The sequence below is a fragment of the Chryseobacterium sp. WLY505 genome (genome assembly GCF_030846215.1).
Taxonomy (GTDB): domain Bacteria; phylum Bacteroidota; class Bacteroidia; order Flavobacteriales; family Weeksellaceae; genus Chryseobacterium.
Genome location: NZ_JAVCWI010000015.1, coordinates 1 through 15,335, shown reverse-complemented (window position 1 = coordinate 15,335; position 15,335 = coordinate 1). Strand labels below are relative to the sequence as shown.

General features: G+C 36.9%; 15 protein-coding genes. 9 read left to right on the top strand and 6 right to left on the bottom strand.

Annotation, left to right across the window (positions count from 1 at the left end):
* Positions 1-36 precede the first annotated feature (36 nt).
* Together RAH34_RS20710 and frr are read right to left on the bottom strand one after the other, a co-directional pair.
* Positions 37-1,098 carry a 3-oxoacyl-ACP synthase III family protein gene (locus RAH34_RS20710; protein WP_306597372.1) on the bottom strand — a complete coding sequence of 354 codons (1,062 nt, stop codon included), beginning with the start codon at positions 1,096-1,098 and terminating at the stop codon, positions 37-39.
* A 199-nt stretch (positions 1,099-1,297) separates the two neighbouring features.
* A complete protein-coding gene (gene frr / locus RAH34_RS20705; RefSeq protein ID WP_114822142.1) occupies positions 1,298-1,852 on the bottom strand; it encodes a ribosome recycling factor in 555 nt (184 codons plus the stop codon).
* Between the two features lie 1,059 nt (positions 1,853-2,911).
* Here frr and RAH34_RS20700 point away from each other — a divergent pair.
* Positions 2,912-4,267, top strand: a complete 1,356-nt coding sequence (locus RAH34_RS20700; RefSeq protein WP_114822144.1) for a hypothetical protein — start codon at positions 2,912-2,914, stop codon at positions 4,265-4,267.
* 79 nt (positions 4,268-4,346) lie between these two features.
* Here the strand turns inward: RAH34_RS20700 and pyrH are convergent, their stop codons facing one another.
* On the bottom strand, positions 4,347-5,054 hold the full coding sequence (gene pyrH, locus RAH34_RS20695; protein WP_114822145.1) for a UMP kinase: 708 nt from the start codon (positions 5,052-5,054) through the stop codon (positions 4,347-4,349).
* Between the two features lie 168 nt (positions 5,055-5,222).
* Between pyrH and porQ the strand changes: the two genes are divergently transcribed.
* The 5 genes from porQ (at position 5,223) to RAH34_RS20670 (ending at position 8,312) form a co-directional block, all read left to right on the top strand.
* Positions 5,223-6,215 carry a type IX secretion system protein PorQ gene (porQ, locus tag RAH34_RS20690; protein ID WP_114822146.1) on the top strand — a complete coding sequence of 331 codons (993 nt, stop codon included), beginning with the start codon at positions 5,223-5,225 and terminating at the stop codon, positions 6,213-6,215.
* A gap of 84 nt (positions 6,216-6,299) precedes the next feature.
* Positions 6,300-6,974 carry a (d)CMP kinase gene (cmk, locus tag RAH34_RS20685; protein ID WP_306597371.1) on the top strand — a complete coding sequence of 225 codons (675 nt, stop codon included), beginning with the start codon at positions 6,300-6,302 and terminating at the stop codon, positions 6,972-6,974.
* Between the two features lie 95 nt (positions 6,975-7,069).
* Positions 7,070-7,420: a YtxH domain-containing protein gene (locus tag RAH34_RS20680; protein WP_047431084.1), complete on the top strand. Its 351-nt coding sequence runs from the start codon at positions 7,070-7,072 to the stop codon at positions 7,418-7,420.
* A gap of 79 nt (positions 7,421-7,499) precedes the next feature.
* Positions 7,500-7,808, top strand: coding sequence for a phage holin family protein (locus RAH34_RS20675; RefSeq protein ID WP_034694332.1), 309 nt, complete (start codon positions 7,500-7,502; stop codon positions 7,806-7,808).
* Positions 7,809-7,811: 3 nt separating this feature from the next.
* Positions 7,812-8,312 (top strand): phosphoribosyl-ATP pyrophosphatase, encoded by a 501-nt coding sequence (locus tag RAH34_RS20670; RefSeq protein WP_114822148.1) that lies wholly within the window; start codon positions 7,812-7,814, stop codon positions 8,310-8,312.
* An 80-nt stretch (positions 8,313-8,392) separates the two neighbouring features.
* Here RAH34_RS20670 and RAH34_RS20665 read toward each other — a convergent pair whose 3' ends face one another.
* Positions 8,393-9,118 (bottom strand): RNA methyltransferase, encoded by a 726-nt coding sequence (locus RAH34_RS20665; protein ID WP_047431087.1) that lies wholly within the window; start codon positions 9,116-9,118, stop codon positions 8,393-8,395.
* Here RAH34_RS20665 and RAH34_RS20660 point away from each other — a divergent pair.
* Entirely contained in the window at positions 9,104-11,713 is a 2,610-nt protein-coding gene (locus tag RAH34_RS20660; RefSeq protein ID WP_114822149.1) for a BamA/TamA family outer membrane protein, read from the top strand. The genes RAH34_RS20665 and RAH34_RS20660 overlap by 15 nt on opposite strands.
* On the opposite strand, the gene RAH34_RS20655 is transcribed toward RAH34_RS20660, so the two are convergent.
* Positions 11,710-12,267: a vancomycin high temperature exclusion protein gene (locus RAH34_RS20655; RefSeq protein WP_373427997.1), complete on the bottom strand. Its 558-nt coding sequence runs from the start codon at positions 12,265-12,267 to the stop codon at positions 11,710-11,712. The two genes, RAH34_RS20660 and RAH34_RS20655, sit on opposite strands and share 4 nt — an antisense overlap.
* A 56-nt stretch (positions 12,268-12,323) precedes the next feature.
* The gene (locus RAH34_RS20650; RefSeq protein WP_306597370.1) at positions 12,324-13,448 is read right to left on the bottom strand and encodes a flavin reductase family protein; all 1,125 of its coding nucleotides are present in this window, start codon (positions 13,446-13,448) and stop codon (positions 12,324-12,326) included.
* A 33-nt stretch (positions 13,449-13,481) separates the two neighbouring features.
* Between RAH34_RS20650 and RAH34_RS20645 the strand changes: the two genes are divergently transcribed.
* Together RAH34_RS20645 and RAH34_RS20640 are read left to right on the top strand one after the other, a co-directional pair.
* Positions 13,482-14,042 carry a TlpA disulfide reductase family protein gene (locus tag RAH34_RS20645; protein ID WP_306597369.1) on the top strand — a complete coding sequence of 187 codons (561 nt, stop codon included), beginning with the start codon at positions 13,482-13,484 and terminating at the stop codon, positions 14,040-14,042.
* A gap of 24 nt (positions 14,043-14,066) precedes the next feature.
* The gene (locus tag RAH34_RS20640; protein WP_306597368.1) at positions 14,067-15,038 is read left to right on the top strand and encodes an iron ABC transporter permease; all 972 of its coding nucleotides are present in this window, start codon (positions 14,067-14,069) and stop codon (positions 15,036-15,038) included.
* Positions 15,039-15,335 lie beyond the last annotated feature (297 nt).

Below are 15,335 nucleotides of genomic sequence, written 5' to 3'. Positions count from 1 at the left end.
AGAGATTGACCTTTGAGCCAATCTCTTTTTTATATTTTAAAACTGATACACAAAAGCATTAATATTCATCCCTGCTCCTACTGACGCAAATAATACGATATCATTTTTTTTGATTTTATGATGTTCCAGTTCATCCTTTAAAATCATCGTCAGCAAAGAAGGAATTGTCGCTACACTGCTGTTTCCCAATTTGTGAATAACCATAGGCATAATGTTTTCCGGAACCGGTTTTCCATATAATTGATAAAACCTGTTCACAATAGCTTCATCCATTTTTTCGTTCGCCTGATGAATGATAATCTTATTCAACTGATCAATGGAATATCCACTGTTGTCAAGACATCTTTTCATCGCATCCGGAACATTGACCAGAGCAAATTCATAAATTTTCCTGCCATCCATCTTGATGTATCGGGTATCCGGGCATCTTTCGTTGTTGTAAGATTTTCCAAAATACAGATAGTCTTTCTCTTCAAGGGTATAAGAAGCTGATAAATGAGACCTGATCCCGGCATCATCATCCTGATTTACTTCCAGAACTGCCGCTCCTGCTCCGTCCGCATAAATCATACTGTCTCTGTCGTGAATATCTACCACACGGGATAGTGTTTCTGCCCCAATCACCAAACATCGTTTTGCCAAACCGGATTTGATAAACGCATGAGCCTGTATGACCCCTTCAATCCATCCCGGACATCCAAAAAGAACATCATAGGCTACGCAGAAATTATTTCTGATCCCTAATAAATGTTTAACCCTTGCAGCAAGGCTGGGCACCGTATCAGACTGAACGGTTCCGAAACGAACATCCCCGAAGTTATGCGCAAATATAATATAGTCCAATGTTTCAGGATCAACACCTGCATTTTCTATGGCTTCACGCGCCGCAATAAGCCCCAGATCCGAAGTAACCTGTGTACTATGCGCATATCTTCTTTCTTCAATACCCGTAATCTTTTTAAGCTTATCCGTAATGGAGGCATTATTCTCTTTCAATAATATCCCTTCTTCATTAAGAAAAACATGTTTATCAAAAAATAAATTGGTTATTGTTTCCGATGGGATATAATTTCCTACCCCGATTATTTTTGTCATCATTTTTAGTATCTGTTTCCTGTTTTTTAATTAAACGTCAGGAATAATTCATTAAATATAATGAATGAACGTAAATACTTAACAATATCGTATGGAATAAGAATGTATTGCATTGTAAAAAGTGAAATGTCATAGTAAAAAATCACAAAAAAAAGAGGCCTCTCAAAAGAAACCTCTCTCATAATATTTTCAAAACTGAAAATTATACTTTCATAATTTCAGCTTCTTTTGTTTTAAGATGCTCGTCGCAAAGTTTTACATATTTATCTGTATACGTCTGGATTTCCTCTTCCACACCTTTTACAACATCTTCAGAAACTCCTTCCAGTTTTTTAAGTTCTTTTAAACCATCCTGTCTTGCGTTTCTTACCGTTACTTTAGTGTTCTCAGATTCTACTTTAGCCTGCTTTGCAAGTTCCTTTCTTCTTTCCTCTGTTAAAGGCGGAACATTCAGGATAATGTTTTCCCCGTTGTTAGAAGGTGCAAAACCTAAGTTGGAATTGATGATCGCTTTTTCAATCGCATTGATTGCCGTTCTGTCCCAAGGTTGAATAGAGATTGTCATTGCATCCGGAACAGAAACATTCGCAACCTGGTTGATAGGAGTCATTGCTCCATAATATTCTACCATTACATCCTGAACCATTGCCGTAGAAGCACGTCCTGCTCTAATTCTTTGAAATGCGTGATCCAGGTGCTTTACCGCTGCATCCATGTCTTGTTTTACAGATTCTAATATAAGATCTAATTCTTCCATTATTATATTAAAGTTTGATAAATTACACATCTATTAATTCAACTGAATATCAATTAATTAAATCCAAAAACACCGCAAACATCAGGGTTTCCTTACTATTTTAAATTATTTTTTACTATTCAGTGCTGCAAAAATAACGATTATTTCCATATTCTGGTAAGACTGCATTCTGTATTTTGTGAAAACGTTGATATTTTTGAATAGGACAGGCAAACAAAATTGAAAGTCATCTGGAATCGTTAGGCAAAATGAATAAATCTTCCTTCGTTAGATCGCTTAAAAATAACGTTTGCTCGTCACAAACTTTTTAAAATCGTCCCCAATAGCTGAGGTAAGATCCCATCACTGTACTCCTATTGCTGCAAACAAAGGTATTACTGTTTTGCTAACATCTGTTAAAAAAAATATTTTCTCGGTTGTCAAAGTCAATAATATCATAGTTTTCGTTTTGAGGAAATATAAAAAAGCCCTCTCAAAGAGAAGGCTATTAAACTTAAATCTTATTGAAGAATATTGTCTGTTTCGTTATAAGCGACCTCAACTTATAACCTCCAGCTTTCTTCGCTAATTGTTGATATTGCTGTGACTTTAAACCAAACAATTTAGCCATTTCCTCATAGGGAAAACTTTCTCTTCCCTCCACTTCGATCACTTTGATTATATGACCATAAATACTCTGCTCCATATTCGAGATTTTTTTAATTCTGGCAATAGTACCATTATCTCTAATCTAATGAAATTAAAATTAATATAAAAATATTTATACTGGATTTTTACAATTTCTTTTGCGTAACTGACATTTTCTTAATTTATTCCTCTTGCATCTTGTCCACGCTCATCTATACTTCAACCGAAAGTAAAAAAAACTTCAGGTACAAATACCTACCGAATATTTTGGTTATTTCTACTTAGTGTGATATCATTTTTAATAACGTCCTTTACTATGCTCTTTTAAACAAAGATTTGGCAGGTATTTTAAGTGGAATGCTTGCCATAAAAAACGGAATGTATTAGTCTTTTCAATTAAAAATTTTAACCTTATTTTAAACCAATCACATCATGACAAATCCATCTTTAGATGCCTACCAACAAGTTTTCGGTATGGCAGGTCTTGCCAACCGTGCCGGAAACTACAACGGTTTTGGTATCCAACTGCAGCAACAGCTTCAGTATGATTTATCCTATTATTTTAACAATGTTCCTCCGGTTAAAATAATGGATCAGAAAACACCTTCCACAGCAAATCCTTCAGCCGTATCGGAATTAGGAAACTGGGATCTGGTCTGGGGACCTGCCCTGATCGAAGAAAAAAATGAAAAGGGAGTTCCTACGGGTGTTGCAGACAATGCATTATATGTTGTAAAGTCTAATGCTGTCGCATTTCCGGGAGGTCCTACATTACCGACTTACGTTGTGGCTATTGCTGCCACTAATCCTTCATCACTTTACGATTGGGAAACAGAAGATTTCTCAGTTGCGGAAGTGGTCAACTGGACGACTTATAACCCTTCCAATTTCACTCCATCAGCGTATAATGGCACTGACCCTTATATTTCAAAGGGAACTGCTACTGGTATAAGTATCCTTCTCGGGCTTGAAAGTCCTCCATCCGCAGCTTCACCCAATACCACACTCCAACAGTTTCTGGCAGGCTTAAATCCGGATCCGGGTACGGCCATTATATTTTGTGGACACAGTCTTGCCGGAGCACTATCTCCTACCCTTGCCCTTTATCTGAAAGAGAATAAAGATCTGGATGCTTTCGGGGTAACGCTTGTATATCCTACCGCCGGGCCAACGCCAGGTGAGGCAGCATTCGCCAATCTGTTCAATAGTAAATTCCCTCCATTGCCTCCAGGATGGCAGCAACAAACAGGTACTTACCAAAGCTGGAATACCATGCACTGGAACGATCTGGACGTTGTTCCTCATGCATGGCCGGTATCGGAACTGGGGAAAATTGCAACGATTTATGGGCAAGCTCCTACATTTTTCACGGCCTCCTTATTAAACGCTTTACAAAAGATGGCGATTGATGATTCCTCAAATTCAGGAGCCAGCTATACAAGAATACAAAACCAATCGCTTCCGGGCCAGCTCCAACACTCCAGTGCTTCTTCGGTTAGCATCAAAACGCCCCCTGAGAATTTGCAGGACTATATGCTTCAGCTCTCAGTACAGCATGTGGGAATGTATAATGGTATTCCTGCGGAAGGATCTAATCCACAAGTGAATGGTCTTATTTTACAACAGCCATTACCAAAACCAGATGTGAAGCTGGTACCGGGCGTAACTGCTGTCACCGAATTGGAGATGATTCTGAAAATAATCGATCAGATCATTGGGTGGATTTCTTCCCGTTATGTTTTGGTTGAAAAGGAAAATATCACACAAAATGCCAGTGCGGATAAATAATTGAGATTAGTGTTAAAATGAAAACACCTGTCACAATTACTGTAACAGGTGTTTTTATATTTTTTAGGGCTTACCTTGATTATAAATTAACCAAAGTACCTACATTTTCTCCGTCTACGATTTTTTCTAAATTTCCATCTTTGTTCATATCGAATACAATGATTGGCAATTTATTTTCATGGCTTAAAGTAAATGCAGTCATATCCATTACTTTAAGGTTTTTCTCAAATACTTCATCAAAAGATAATGAATTGTATTTTACAGCATCTGCATTCTTTTCAGGATCGCTGTCGTAGATTCCGTCTACTCTTGTTCCTTTTAAGATTACATCAGCTCCGATTTCGATGGCTCTTAATGTAGCCGCTGTATCCGTGGTAAAATAAGGGTTTCCTGTACCTGCTCCGAAGATTACTACTCTTCCTTTTTCAAGGTGTCTTACCGCTCTTCTTTTGATGAAAGGTTCAGCTACTTTATCCATTTCAATAGCAGACTGAAGTCTTGTTTTGATTCCTGCATCTTCCAATGCTCCCTGTAAAGCCATTCCGTTGATTACAGTGGCCAGCATTCCCATATAATCTCCCTGCACTCTGTCCATACCTTTTGCAGCTCCTGCTACACCACGGAAGATATTTCCTCCTCCAATTACGATCGCTACTTCACAGCCTTTTTCAACTACTTTTTTGATCTCAGATGCATATTCCTGCAGTCTTTCAGTATCAATACCGTATTGTCTGTTTCCCATTAAGGCCTCACCGCTCAGTTTCAGAAGGATTCTTTTATATTTCATCTTTTATTTTTAAGTAACTTTTTATTAGTACGGGTTTCCCCGGAATTTGATTTTGCAAATATAATCATTAATGATATTGATAAAAGAAAAATATTTAAATAGAAATAATGTCAGAAATATTTTGAAAAGTACGAAAAAGGATTATTTTTGCATTAATTATAAATTGAGTTGAAGAAAATTATCATTTTTTCATTATTTCTATCAGGAATTGTTTCTTATGCGCAAACAGGAACAAACGTTTATCCGTTCTTAAATGTACCTGTATCTGCAAGACAGGCTGCTTTGGGCGGCGATGCAATTTCGGTAAGAGATTATGATGTTTCCTTTGCTATTGCAAACCCTGCCCTTTTAAATAAAGATTCTGACAAACAGCTTTCTGTAAACGCAACGGCCTACCTTGCCGACTCGAAATACGGAACGATTGCTTATGCCAAAGACTTTGAAAATGGCCATATGGCTACCATCAATGCCAGGTATATGAGCTACGGAAGTATTCCGAGGACGGATGAAAGCGGTTTCGAAAACGGAGAATTTAAAGCTTCAGATGTCGCTATTGGTGCAGGCTATGCCTACCAGTTTGAAGAAGACTGGACGATTGGTGGAGGACTTAATTTCATTACCTCAAAAATTGACAACTATACTTCTTCCGCGATCTCAGGAACAGCGGGAATTACCTATCATAATAAAAAGAATAAAGAAGTAGTTTCGCTTGTAATGAGAAATTTCGGCTTTCAGCTGAAATCCTTTAATGGGACAAGAGAAAATCTTCCTTTCAGAATCGATCTCGGATATACCAAAATCATCAAGAACTTCCCTCTTGCCATCACCATTACTGCACACGATCTTCAGAAGTTTGATATTTCTTCAGAAGAAAATCTGGACGGGCAAAAAGTAGGTGCCGGAAGAAAGATCGCAGACCACTTTTCTTTGGGAGCAGAATTGTTTCCGGAAAAGAATTTCAATATCAGACTGGGATATAATGTAAAAAGAGGAAATGAACTGGCGGTTGCCGATCAGAGAAACTTCTCGGGACTTTCTGCAGGATTTGGAGTGAAAGTTTCCAGATTCCGTATTGATTATGCCCACGTAAGATATCACAACTCTTCAAATGTCAATCAGATAGGAATTTCCATGGACCTTTCCAGCCACAGAGGAGAATAATCTTCCTAACCGGAAATTTCTTAATTATTCCGAAATTTTCTTACTTCTTCTTGATTTTCTAAAAAAAATCTTGAAATTTGCAGTATGAAAAAACCTGTAATTGCTATCGATGGGTACTCGTCTACCGGAAAAAGTTCTATCTCTAAAATCATTGCGGATAAACTGGGACTTATTCATATGGATACAGGAGCGCTTTACAGAGGAGTTACCTGGTATGCTTTGCAGCATTGTCTGAATGAAAACGGTGAGATTGATCTGAATACACTGTTCTCCTCTTTTGATAAGATCAGACTTGAATTTAAAAATAACGACGGCACCCTTATTCTTTTCCTTAATGACACTGATATTTCCAAGGAAATCCGTACCAATATCGTATCTGATAATGTAAGCCTTGTTGCCAAACAGAAAGAAGTAAGAGACTTTTTACTGCAGTCACAGCGCACTTTGGCAGAAAAAGGCGGTGTTATTATGGACGGACGTGACATTGGGACAGTAGTTCTGCCAAATGCAGACTATAAATTCTTTCTTACTGCCAGTATTGATGAAAGAACCAACAGAAGGTTTCTGGAACTGAAAGGTCTGGGAATTGAAGCAGATAAGGAACAGGTAAAACAAAACCTTATAGAACGTGACAAGATCGACAGTGAGCGTGAAATAGCCCCATTGAAACAGGCTGACGATGCTACTGTAATTGATAATTCCGCACTCACCAAAGAGGAAACCATAGAGCTTATTTTATCTCACATCGAAAAGATTTAACAATTTTTAATAGGCTTTGCGCCTTCTTTGGTATACAAATTGTAAGTTTTATTACTGTAAAAACTAATCTATTATTAATTATTAAAAAACTTAAAATGTCTAGAAAAGGAAATAATACAGCAGGTATATTGGCAGGACTTCTTGCAGGTGCTGCGGCAGGTGTAATCTTAGGAATGTTATACGCACCGGAAGAAGGTAAAGAAACCAGAAAAAAAATCAAAACCAAAGCAAACGATCTTAAAGATCAGGCAAAAAATAAATACGGAGAGGTTTCTGAAAAAGTGAAAGACCAGTACAGCAATATTTCTTCTACTTTCAAGGAAACAGCTAACAGCGTAGCCCATACTGTGAAAGACGGATATGACAAATACAAAGATCAGATTGTTTCTAAAACTGCAGATTTGGCAAAAGATGTAGAAGCAGAACTGAATGATCTGAAAAAATAAGTAATTTAACTTTTTAAGTAAATTACAGAAAGGAACTTTTGTGCGAAAGTTCCTTTTTTTGTAACTTTAAAAAAAAACAATGATAGAAACTATTAAAGAATACGCCTCCAAGAGAATCGATCTTCTGAAAATTGAAGCGACTGAAAAGTCGTCACTTTCTGCCGGGCTCATTACCTACTTTGTAGTACTGCTTGTTGCTTTTGCTTTTTTTATTATCCTTTTCAACTTTGGAATTGCTTTCCTTATTGGAAAAGCACTGGATAATTATTCCTATGGATTCTTAATTGTGGCAGCATTTTATGCGCTGGTAATGGCGTTTGTGGTTGCCTTCAAAACAAAGATTGTCAATACTGTTGCAGATCAGGTTATTAAATTTTTAAATCATTAAACTATGGGTAGAAAATACGAGAGCATAGAAGAATTAAGAAGAAAGAAAAAACTGCTTAAGGATGAAATAAGTGATCTGGAAAATCTTCTTACCTTCAAAAATACAAAAGAAAGCCTGAGTGCGTTTACCAATGGTTTAACTGATCAATATCTTCAGGAAAAGGTTGATGAAGACGGTGATGAAAAAGTAGTTCTAAGGAAGGACGTTATTGCCAAGCAGCTTACTTCAGAGGTGAAAGATCTGCTGATCAGCAAAAATACAGCTGTTGGAATTGCAAGTTCTGCCTTCAAGGGAGGAAATCTTACAGACGGCCTGGTAAAGCTGGGAGTTACTGCTATCGTAGGAAACTACGCCAAAAAGAATATGAAAAGTTCCAACTGGAAGAAAAAACTGATTGGTGCGGCATTGATCTACCTTGCTCCTATTGCACTGAAATATGTCAGAAAAAAGATGGAGGTTTATCAGAAAAACAAAAGTGTTTCAAGTATGGAACAATTGATATAAAAATCAGATATCAGAAACCAGGTGCCAGATATTATTCAGTAAAATTTTACAATAATTTCCAACCTCTGGTTTCTGATTTTCTATTTTGAAAATAGCTGTCCTAAAATAATCCCTGCAGCCATTGATACATTCAGGCTTTCTGTAGACTGGGATTTTCCAAACCTCGGAATGCTGATACTTTTTTGTAAAAGTTTTTCTGTTTCCGGTCTCATTCCGTTTCCTTCGTTTCCTAAAATGAGATTAATCTTTTCCGGTTTTTCAAAAGTATAGATGTTCTCTCCTTCCATATCCGTTCCGATATTTACATTCTCTGTCTTAGAAAGATATTCCACAAGATCAGTGTATACTACATTTACCCGGGTAAAAGATCCCATGGTTGCCTGAATCACTTTCGGGTTGTATACATCTACAGTATCTTCACTGCAGATAATCTGTTCAATCCCGAACCAGTCTGCCAACCGTATAATGGTTCCAAGATTTCCAGGATCCTGGAGTCCATCCAAAACCAATTGTATATTCTTATCTTCCCATTTTTCTTCCTCGGCAAGATAACATACCGCCACGGAATCTTTTGGTGTTTTTAGAAAACTGATTTTTTTTAATTCATTTTCAGAGATATGGGTAACAGGGATGTCAGTACGGTCCAATTTTTGTGGATCGGTTGACAATATTTCTTTAACTTTAAAGTTAGAATTAAAAAGTTCACAAATGATTTTATTACCTTCAACCAAAAACAAATTGTATTTTTGTCTGAACTTCTTTTTATCTAAAGATTGTAAAACTTTTATTGTATGAGCTGTAAGCATTATAAGAATTCTCCTCAAAAATATTATAAAATTATCTCATTTGCAACATTTGTTGGTCTCCTTTATGCTTGTAGTACGACAAAAAAAGTTCCTGAGGGCGAATACCTGCTTACCAAGAACAATTTAGAGTTCGAAGATAAGAGGGTATTTTTCGATGAGGAGCTCAAAGATTATATTCAGCAAAAACCCAACAAAAAGCAGTTTCTTTTCATGCCATTGAGTTTACTCCTTTATAATATGGCAGATCCGAAATATGATACCATCCTTAACGAATATATGACTTATCCCGGTGAAATGAGAAATCAGAAGCTGAGAGATTCATTATTCCTTAAATATAATATGAAAAGCAGTGTCGGGAAAAGTCTTCTTTTCGACCGCTTACTTCACAATTGGGGAACACCGCCGGTCATTCTTGATCAGACAAGAAGTGAAAAAAGTGCTGAGTCTATTAAGAAAAGACTTACCTACAGAGGATATTGGGATGCAGATGTCAACTTTAAACACACGCTGGATTCTGCTTCCAAAAAAGCTACTGTTAATTATTCGATCAAGCATAATGATCCTACACGTATCAAGGACTATTTCTATAATATTCCGGATCAGGGGATCAAAGGATATTACAACTATAATCTGAACAGAAGCCTTGTGCGATCAGGACAGATTCTTGACCAGACCGTTTTGGAAAGAGAAGTTACCAGGATTACGGATCTGATGAGGGAGTTTGGTTTCTACAGGTTCAATGCTTCCAATGATGAAGTTTATTTCGTTGCAGATTCACTTAAAAGCAGAAAGCAGGTTCCTTTAACACTGGAAATCCATAAAGATTCACTGGATACTCCTTATAAAATAGCCACCTTTGGAAATATCGATGTGGCCATTGTGGATGAACCTGGTGATTATCCTAAAAACACCAAAAAAGACAGCTTAAGAAGAATAAGATTCCATACGGTGAATGACAAGTATAAACTTTCATCGGTATGGAGAGCTATTATTCCGGACAGTAAAAAGGTCTTTGACCAGACAAAACTGGACGTTACCAAGAGAAATCTTTTATCGATGAATAACTTCAGCATCGTTAAAGCCAGAGACTCCCTGAGACAAGGCGGAATGACATCTCCTAACGACAGCATTGTTGATGTTTTATATGTATTGAAACCACTTCCAAAGTATGAGCTAAAAGTGGGAACAGATATTAATTATTCTCAGGTTTTAAATCTGGGGATCTCTCCTTCTGTGGACCTTACTACCCGAAATGTTTTCAGAGGAGCAGAAAACCTTTCTACCAGCCTTTCAGGGACATTTGGTTCTATCAGAAGTACAAAAGATATCAGTAAAAGAGTTGCGGCATACGAAATTTCAGCTCAGGCATCCCTGAACTTTCCACGGCTGCTGCTTCCTTTTAATTATTATAAATTCATTCCAAAACGCTATACGCCTACATCATCTATTTTGCTTGGGGCATCAATACAGAATAATATCGGTTTGGGAAGGTTAATTTTTAATACGGGATTGAACTACCAGGCAAGTGTTAACGATCAGGTATATCATAAGCTTACTTTATTTAATACTCAGGTCAGTCTGACAAAAAACAAAGATGCCTACTATGACTACTTTGTGAATGACGGAAGGGTAAAAGATGAAGTTTTTGGAAATTATTTTATGTTTAGCCCTGAAACTGCGCAGACCGGACAAGATTATAGAGATGGAAAGCTTAGCGTGGATGAGGTTTCCAAAAAGATTATCGAGAATGATGCTTACCGTGGAAGTCTTAATCAACAGGGAAGAGATCTATTAACGGCATTTACCGGAACATTGGTCAACAAAGACAGACAAACCCAGGATGTCCTTATTTCTTCCATGATTTATAACTTTGTATACAGTGAAATCGGAAAAAAAGAATATCCCAACGCGTTTTATTTTAACGGAAAAGTGGAGCTTGCAGGTAACATCCTGAGTTTATTCAATAAAAAAGATAATGGCGGAGGTATTGTTACTGGCCCGCAAAGAACCATTTTCGGACTGCCGTATGCACAGTTTATAAAATTTGATATTGATACGAGAAAATATTTCAAGTTTAACGGAAACCAGACATTGGTATTACGTCAGTTTATCGGAGTAGGAATACCTTATGGAAATTCTCAGGATATGCCTATCATCAAGTCTTATTTCAATGGTGGTTCCAATGATATCAGAGCCTGGGTAGCTTTTGGAGGATTAGGTCCTGCCGATTCTCAGGTGGATGAAAGGGTTCGTACTTATATGACAGATAACTTAAAGCTTACCACCAATATTGAATATAGAATTCCTTTCAATAAAACTTACGAAGGAGCGTTATTTACCGATATTGGGAATACATGGAGTCTTCGTAACTATAATGACGGCTATGGGGATGAATTTAAATTCGGTAAGTTCTGGAAACAAGTGGGTATCGGAAGTGGATTCGGATTAAGATTGAATATTGCTTACGTTACGGCAAGAATTGACCTTGCGTATAAGATCTATGACCCGAATAAACCTGAAGGCGACCGATGGAGATTCAAAAACATCCAGCCTTTCAAACCAACAGTTAATATAGCGTTCGGATATCCATTCTAGTCCGGAGAAACGCCTAAAATAAAATAGACTACAGCAATCACACGGGCGAGGATTTCCCTCGTCTGGTTTCTGTAGAAGCTTTCAGGTTTTGTGACATCCTGCGCATCAAAGCCCAAGGCATTCATATCATTATTTCTTGCAAAAAACAATGCTCTGAGGTTGTGATATCCCTGAGATACAATAATGACATTCTTCTTCTTATAAACATCCTTACAACGGAGAATACTTTTATAGGTATTAAAGCCTTTCGGATCTTCCACAATAATATCTTCAGGCACTCCTTCCTGATTGATCAGATAGTTTTTCATTGCTCCCGGCTCGTTATAACCTTTGCTTTTCTCCCCGCTTACTATAATTTTCTTGATTTTCCCATGATGATAAAGAAGTGCCGTGGCATCCATTCTTTTCGTAAAATAAGGATTGGATTTTCCGGATCTCATTTTTGGAGAGGTTCCCAGAACCAAGGCAATTTCCCTTGGCGGAATTTTTGAGATTTTGGTATAGGTTCTCCCGTTGGTAAGTCCGAAAACCCACACATTACAGAAGCATATCATCAGAATTCCCAATTCCAGTGATATAAAGCCAAGGTTAAATATGTTCCTAATAATTCTCAACTAAGATCAAAGTTAAGCTTTATTTTTTTACTTTTCACAATAGACATACAAGCTAAAATATGGCCCTGCTCTTCCTCTTTTTCGGTAAGATACTCATTCTCCAGCAATTCCACTTCTCCTTCCTCCAAAGAACATTCACAGCTTCCACAGATTCCCGACTTGCAGGAATAAGGTACAGGGAACTTCTGCATCAGAAGCTGCTGAAGGATTTTGTCCTTATTATCAGGCAGCTGAGTTGTATAATTTTTTCCCAGCATGGTAAATTCCACCTCAATATTTTCAATCAGAGGAAATTCTTTTTCTACAGGATAAATATCATCATTAAATTCTTCAAAAAGTTCAAAATGAATGTTCTTTTTCGGAATTCCGTGGTGATAACATGCATTGGCCAATGTCTTGATCATTTCACCTTTTCCACATATCAATACTTCATCTACCGCATCCCAAATGGTAGATTCTTCATCTGTATCATCCAAATGAAGGATCTGGTTGATGATCAGATGTAATTTCTTCTCATCCAGTCTGCCATAGAAAAACTGATCTGCCGTTTTTTCCTGAGAAAAGAAATAAAATATCTGAAGCCTGTCCCCACATGTTCTGGCCAGGTTATCCAGCTGTTCGCGATAGACTAAATCTTCTGAACTTTTATTTCCAAAAAATAAAAACAACCGCGTTCTCCGTTCGTTATGAAGAATATTTTTGAAATGACTTAAAATAGGGGTAATTCCAATACCGGCTGCAAAAGCAACAATAGTCCTGAATTCGCTGGGTTTGGATACGATTGTAAATCTCCCGGAAGGTTCACTTACCCAAAGCTCATCACCAACATTATAATTTTGAAATAACTGCGAAGTAGCTCCTTCAGAGGAATTCACCTTTATCCCCAGACATATTTTCCCTTCATAAGGAGCTGAAGTCATTGAATAATCATTAATAACCTCTTTCCCATGTGATTGAAATCGAATACTGACAAACTGCCCGGCCTCAAACCTGAAATTTTCCTTTACATTCTCAGGAATATCAAACTCCAGAGAGAAAGTATTTTTGGTCAGCTCTTCCTTTTTCGCTATTTTTAACGGATGAAACTGTATCAGTTTCCCTTTATAGATTTGTTGTTCCATAACTTCAATTCAAAAATAGATAAAAAATAATTTATGAAGAAGATAATTTTTTCCATGTTACTTCTTACTGCACTGTACAGCTGTAAAAAAGAAGGTCAGAAAACTGAAAATACCCCAGCTGCAGATTCTCTTTCTGTATCTCAAACTACAGAAACAGAAGGAAGTACAGCCATCCCCAAAGAACTTTCTCCTGAAAACGTAAGCCAGCATTTGGCAAAAAATAATGATACGTTATATGTAACCAACTTTTTTGCAACCTGGTGTGGCCCATGTATGAAAGAAATTCCGAGTTTTAAAAGTAAAATGGAGGAATTGAAAGGTAAACCTGTAAAGTTCACTTTCGTCAACCTTGATGATAAAGCAGATTGGTCTGGTGCTGTTAAGAATTTTGCTACCGAGAATAAATTGGGAGGCAGTATTATCTTACTGGATGGGCAAAAATTAGATCAAAACTTCTTTCACAATAATTTCAAACAATGGGACGGAGGTTCTATTCCTTTTACTTTCATGAGAAAAGGTGATAAAACCGATGAATATCTTGGAATGATGACGGAAGATGTTTTGAATTCAAAAATTGATTCTTTTTTAAAATAAAATAGACTGAACTCTTTCTGAATCATGTCAAAAAGATTTAAAATCCTGTGTTTATTATTTGTGATCGCCATTCTTATAAGCGCTGTCATTAATCTGAACACAGGATTTTTACATTTAAGCTTTCAGGATTTCTTTCAGGACTCTGCGCACAGCCAGATTGCTGAAATCCGTATCAACCGTGTTCTCGTAATGATGCTGGCTGGGATTTCTATTCCAACCTCGGGTTTTCTGATGCAGGAATATTTTCAAAACCCGCTGGCTGGGCCTGATATATTGGGAATAACTTCAGTCGCCAGTTTATCAGTCGCCTTTTATATTTTCTTTTCCCATAATATCTTACTGCCCGAGTTTTTACAGAACAGCTTCCTCAGTTTATCAGCTATTGGAGGTAGTTTACTGTTAATGCTGATCCTGCTGTCGATGTCTAACAGATTTCAGGACAAGTCCTATCTTATTATTTTCGGGTTTTTGGTATCTGCTTTTGCCGGTGCCATTGTATCTCTGTTGCAATTTTATGCGGAAAACCAGAGTCTGAAAAACTATATTTTATGGTCTTTCGGCGCAAATAATATGGTAACGAGAAACCAAATTTATGTACTGTTTATCTTAGTTTTAATCGGAATATTTATCTGTTTCAGAGCGATAAAACCGCTCATTGGAAATTCACTGGGCAATTCCTATGCACAAAGTTTAGGAGTGAATCTGAAGCAGCTGAAACTTTTAATCATCGTAGCATCCTCTCTCCTATCCGCTTCTGTTACGGCATTTTTGGGACCTATTCTTTTTATTGGAATCATTGTTCCTCATTTCTGCAGACTGGTGTATAATCCCTCGAAATTATGGCAGCAATGGATTCTTAATATGTTTCTGGGAATGATGATTATGCTTTTTTTCTCTGTTATTGCAGAAAAAACACAGATTCCATTGAATGTGATAAACTCTGTATTTGGAATTCCTGTGATTCTGATGATGCTTTTGAAGCAGAATAAAGTGTAAAAATATCAATGAAAATATAAATCATTAATTTAAAAATCTCGCAGATTATACAGATGAAGCAGATTTTGGGAATAAATTCTTAACTTTCTTCATCAAATAAAAAAAGAGAAAATATTCGTAATGTGTCATTCCGAAGGAATCTAAATCAGATTTAGAATTCTGAATTAAATACGAAAATGCAAAGGCGCAATAAAAATGAATTTGACATTGTTTTTAAGACGCAAAGATTTTATCTCCGATAAAATTGAGCAATGCATATTTTAATTCACAAAAAATCACCATATCCTTGCTGAAAAT

What these genes read in the sequence shown, in the direction of transcription:
- cmk (WP_306597371.1), top strand. Translation starts at nt 6,300, where the DNA reads ATGAAAAAACCTGTAATTGCTATCGATGGGTACTCGTCTACCGGAAAA.
- RAH34_RS20645 (WP_306597369.1), top strand. Translation starts at nt 13,482, where the DNA reads ATGAAGAAGATAATTTTTTCCATGTTACTTCTTACTGCACTGTACAGC.
- RAH34_RS20700 (WP_114822144.1), top strand. Translation starts at nt 2,912, where the DNA reads ATGACAAATCCATCTTTAGATGCCTACCAACAAGTTTTCGGTATGGCA.
- RAH34_RS20710 (WP_306597372.1), bottom strand. Translation starts at nt 1,098, where the DNA reads ATGATGACAAAAATAATCGGGGTAGGAAATTATATCCCATCGGAAACA.
- RAH34_RS20655 (WP_373427997.1), bottom strand. Translation starts at nt 12,267, where the DNA reads ATGATATGCTTCTGTAATGTGTGGGTTTTCGGACTTACCAACGGGAGA.
- RAH34_RS20665 (WP_047431087.1), bottom strand. Translation starts at nt 9,118, where the DNA reads ATGCTTACAGCTCATACAATAAAAGTTTTACAATCTTTAGATAAAAAG.
- RAH34_RS20675 (WP_034694332.1), top strand. Translation starts at nt 7,500, where the DNA reads ATGATAGAAACTATTAAAGAATACGCCTCCAAGAGAATCGATCTTCTG.
- RAH34_RS20640 (WP_306597368.1), top strand. Translation starts at nt 14,067, where the DNA reads ATGTCAAAAAGATTTAAAATCCTGTGTTTATTATTTGTGATCGCCATT.
- RAH34_RS20650 (WP_306597370.1), bottom strand. Translation starts at nt 13,448, where the DNA reads ATGGAACAACAAATCTATAAAGGGAAACTGATACAGTTTCATCCGTTA.
- pyrH (WP_114822145.1), bottom strand. Translation starts at nt 5,054, where the DNA reads ATGAAATATAAAAGAATCCTTCTGAAACTGAGCGGTGAGGCCTTAATG.
- RAH34_RS20670 (WP_114822148.1), top strand. Translation starts at nt 7,812, where the DNA reads ATGGGTAGAAAATACGAGAGCATAGAAGAATTAAGAAGAAAGAAAAAA.
- RAH34_RS20660 (WP_114822149.1), top strand. Translation starts at nt 9,104, where the DNA reads ATGAGCTGTAAGCATTATAAGAATTCTCCTCAAAAATATTATAAAATT.
- RAH34_RS20680 (WP_047431084.1), top strand. Translation starts at nt 7,070, where the DNA reads ATGTCTAGAAAAGGAAATAATACAGCAGGTATATTGGCAGGACTTCTT.
- frr (WP_114822142.1), bottom strand. Translation starts at nt 1,852, where the DNA reads ATGGAAGAATTAGATCTTATATTAGAATCTGTAAAACAAGACATGGAT.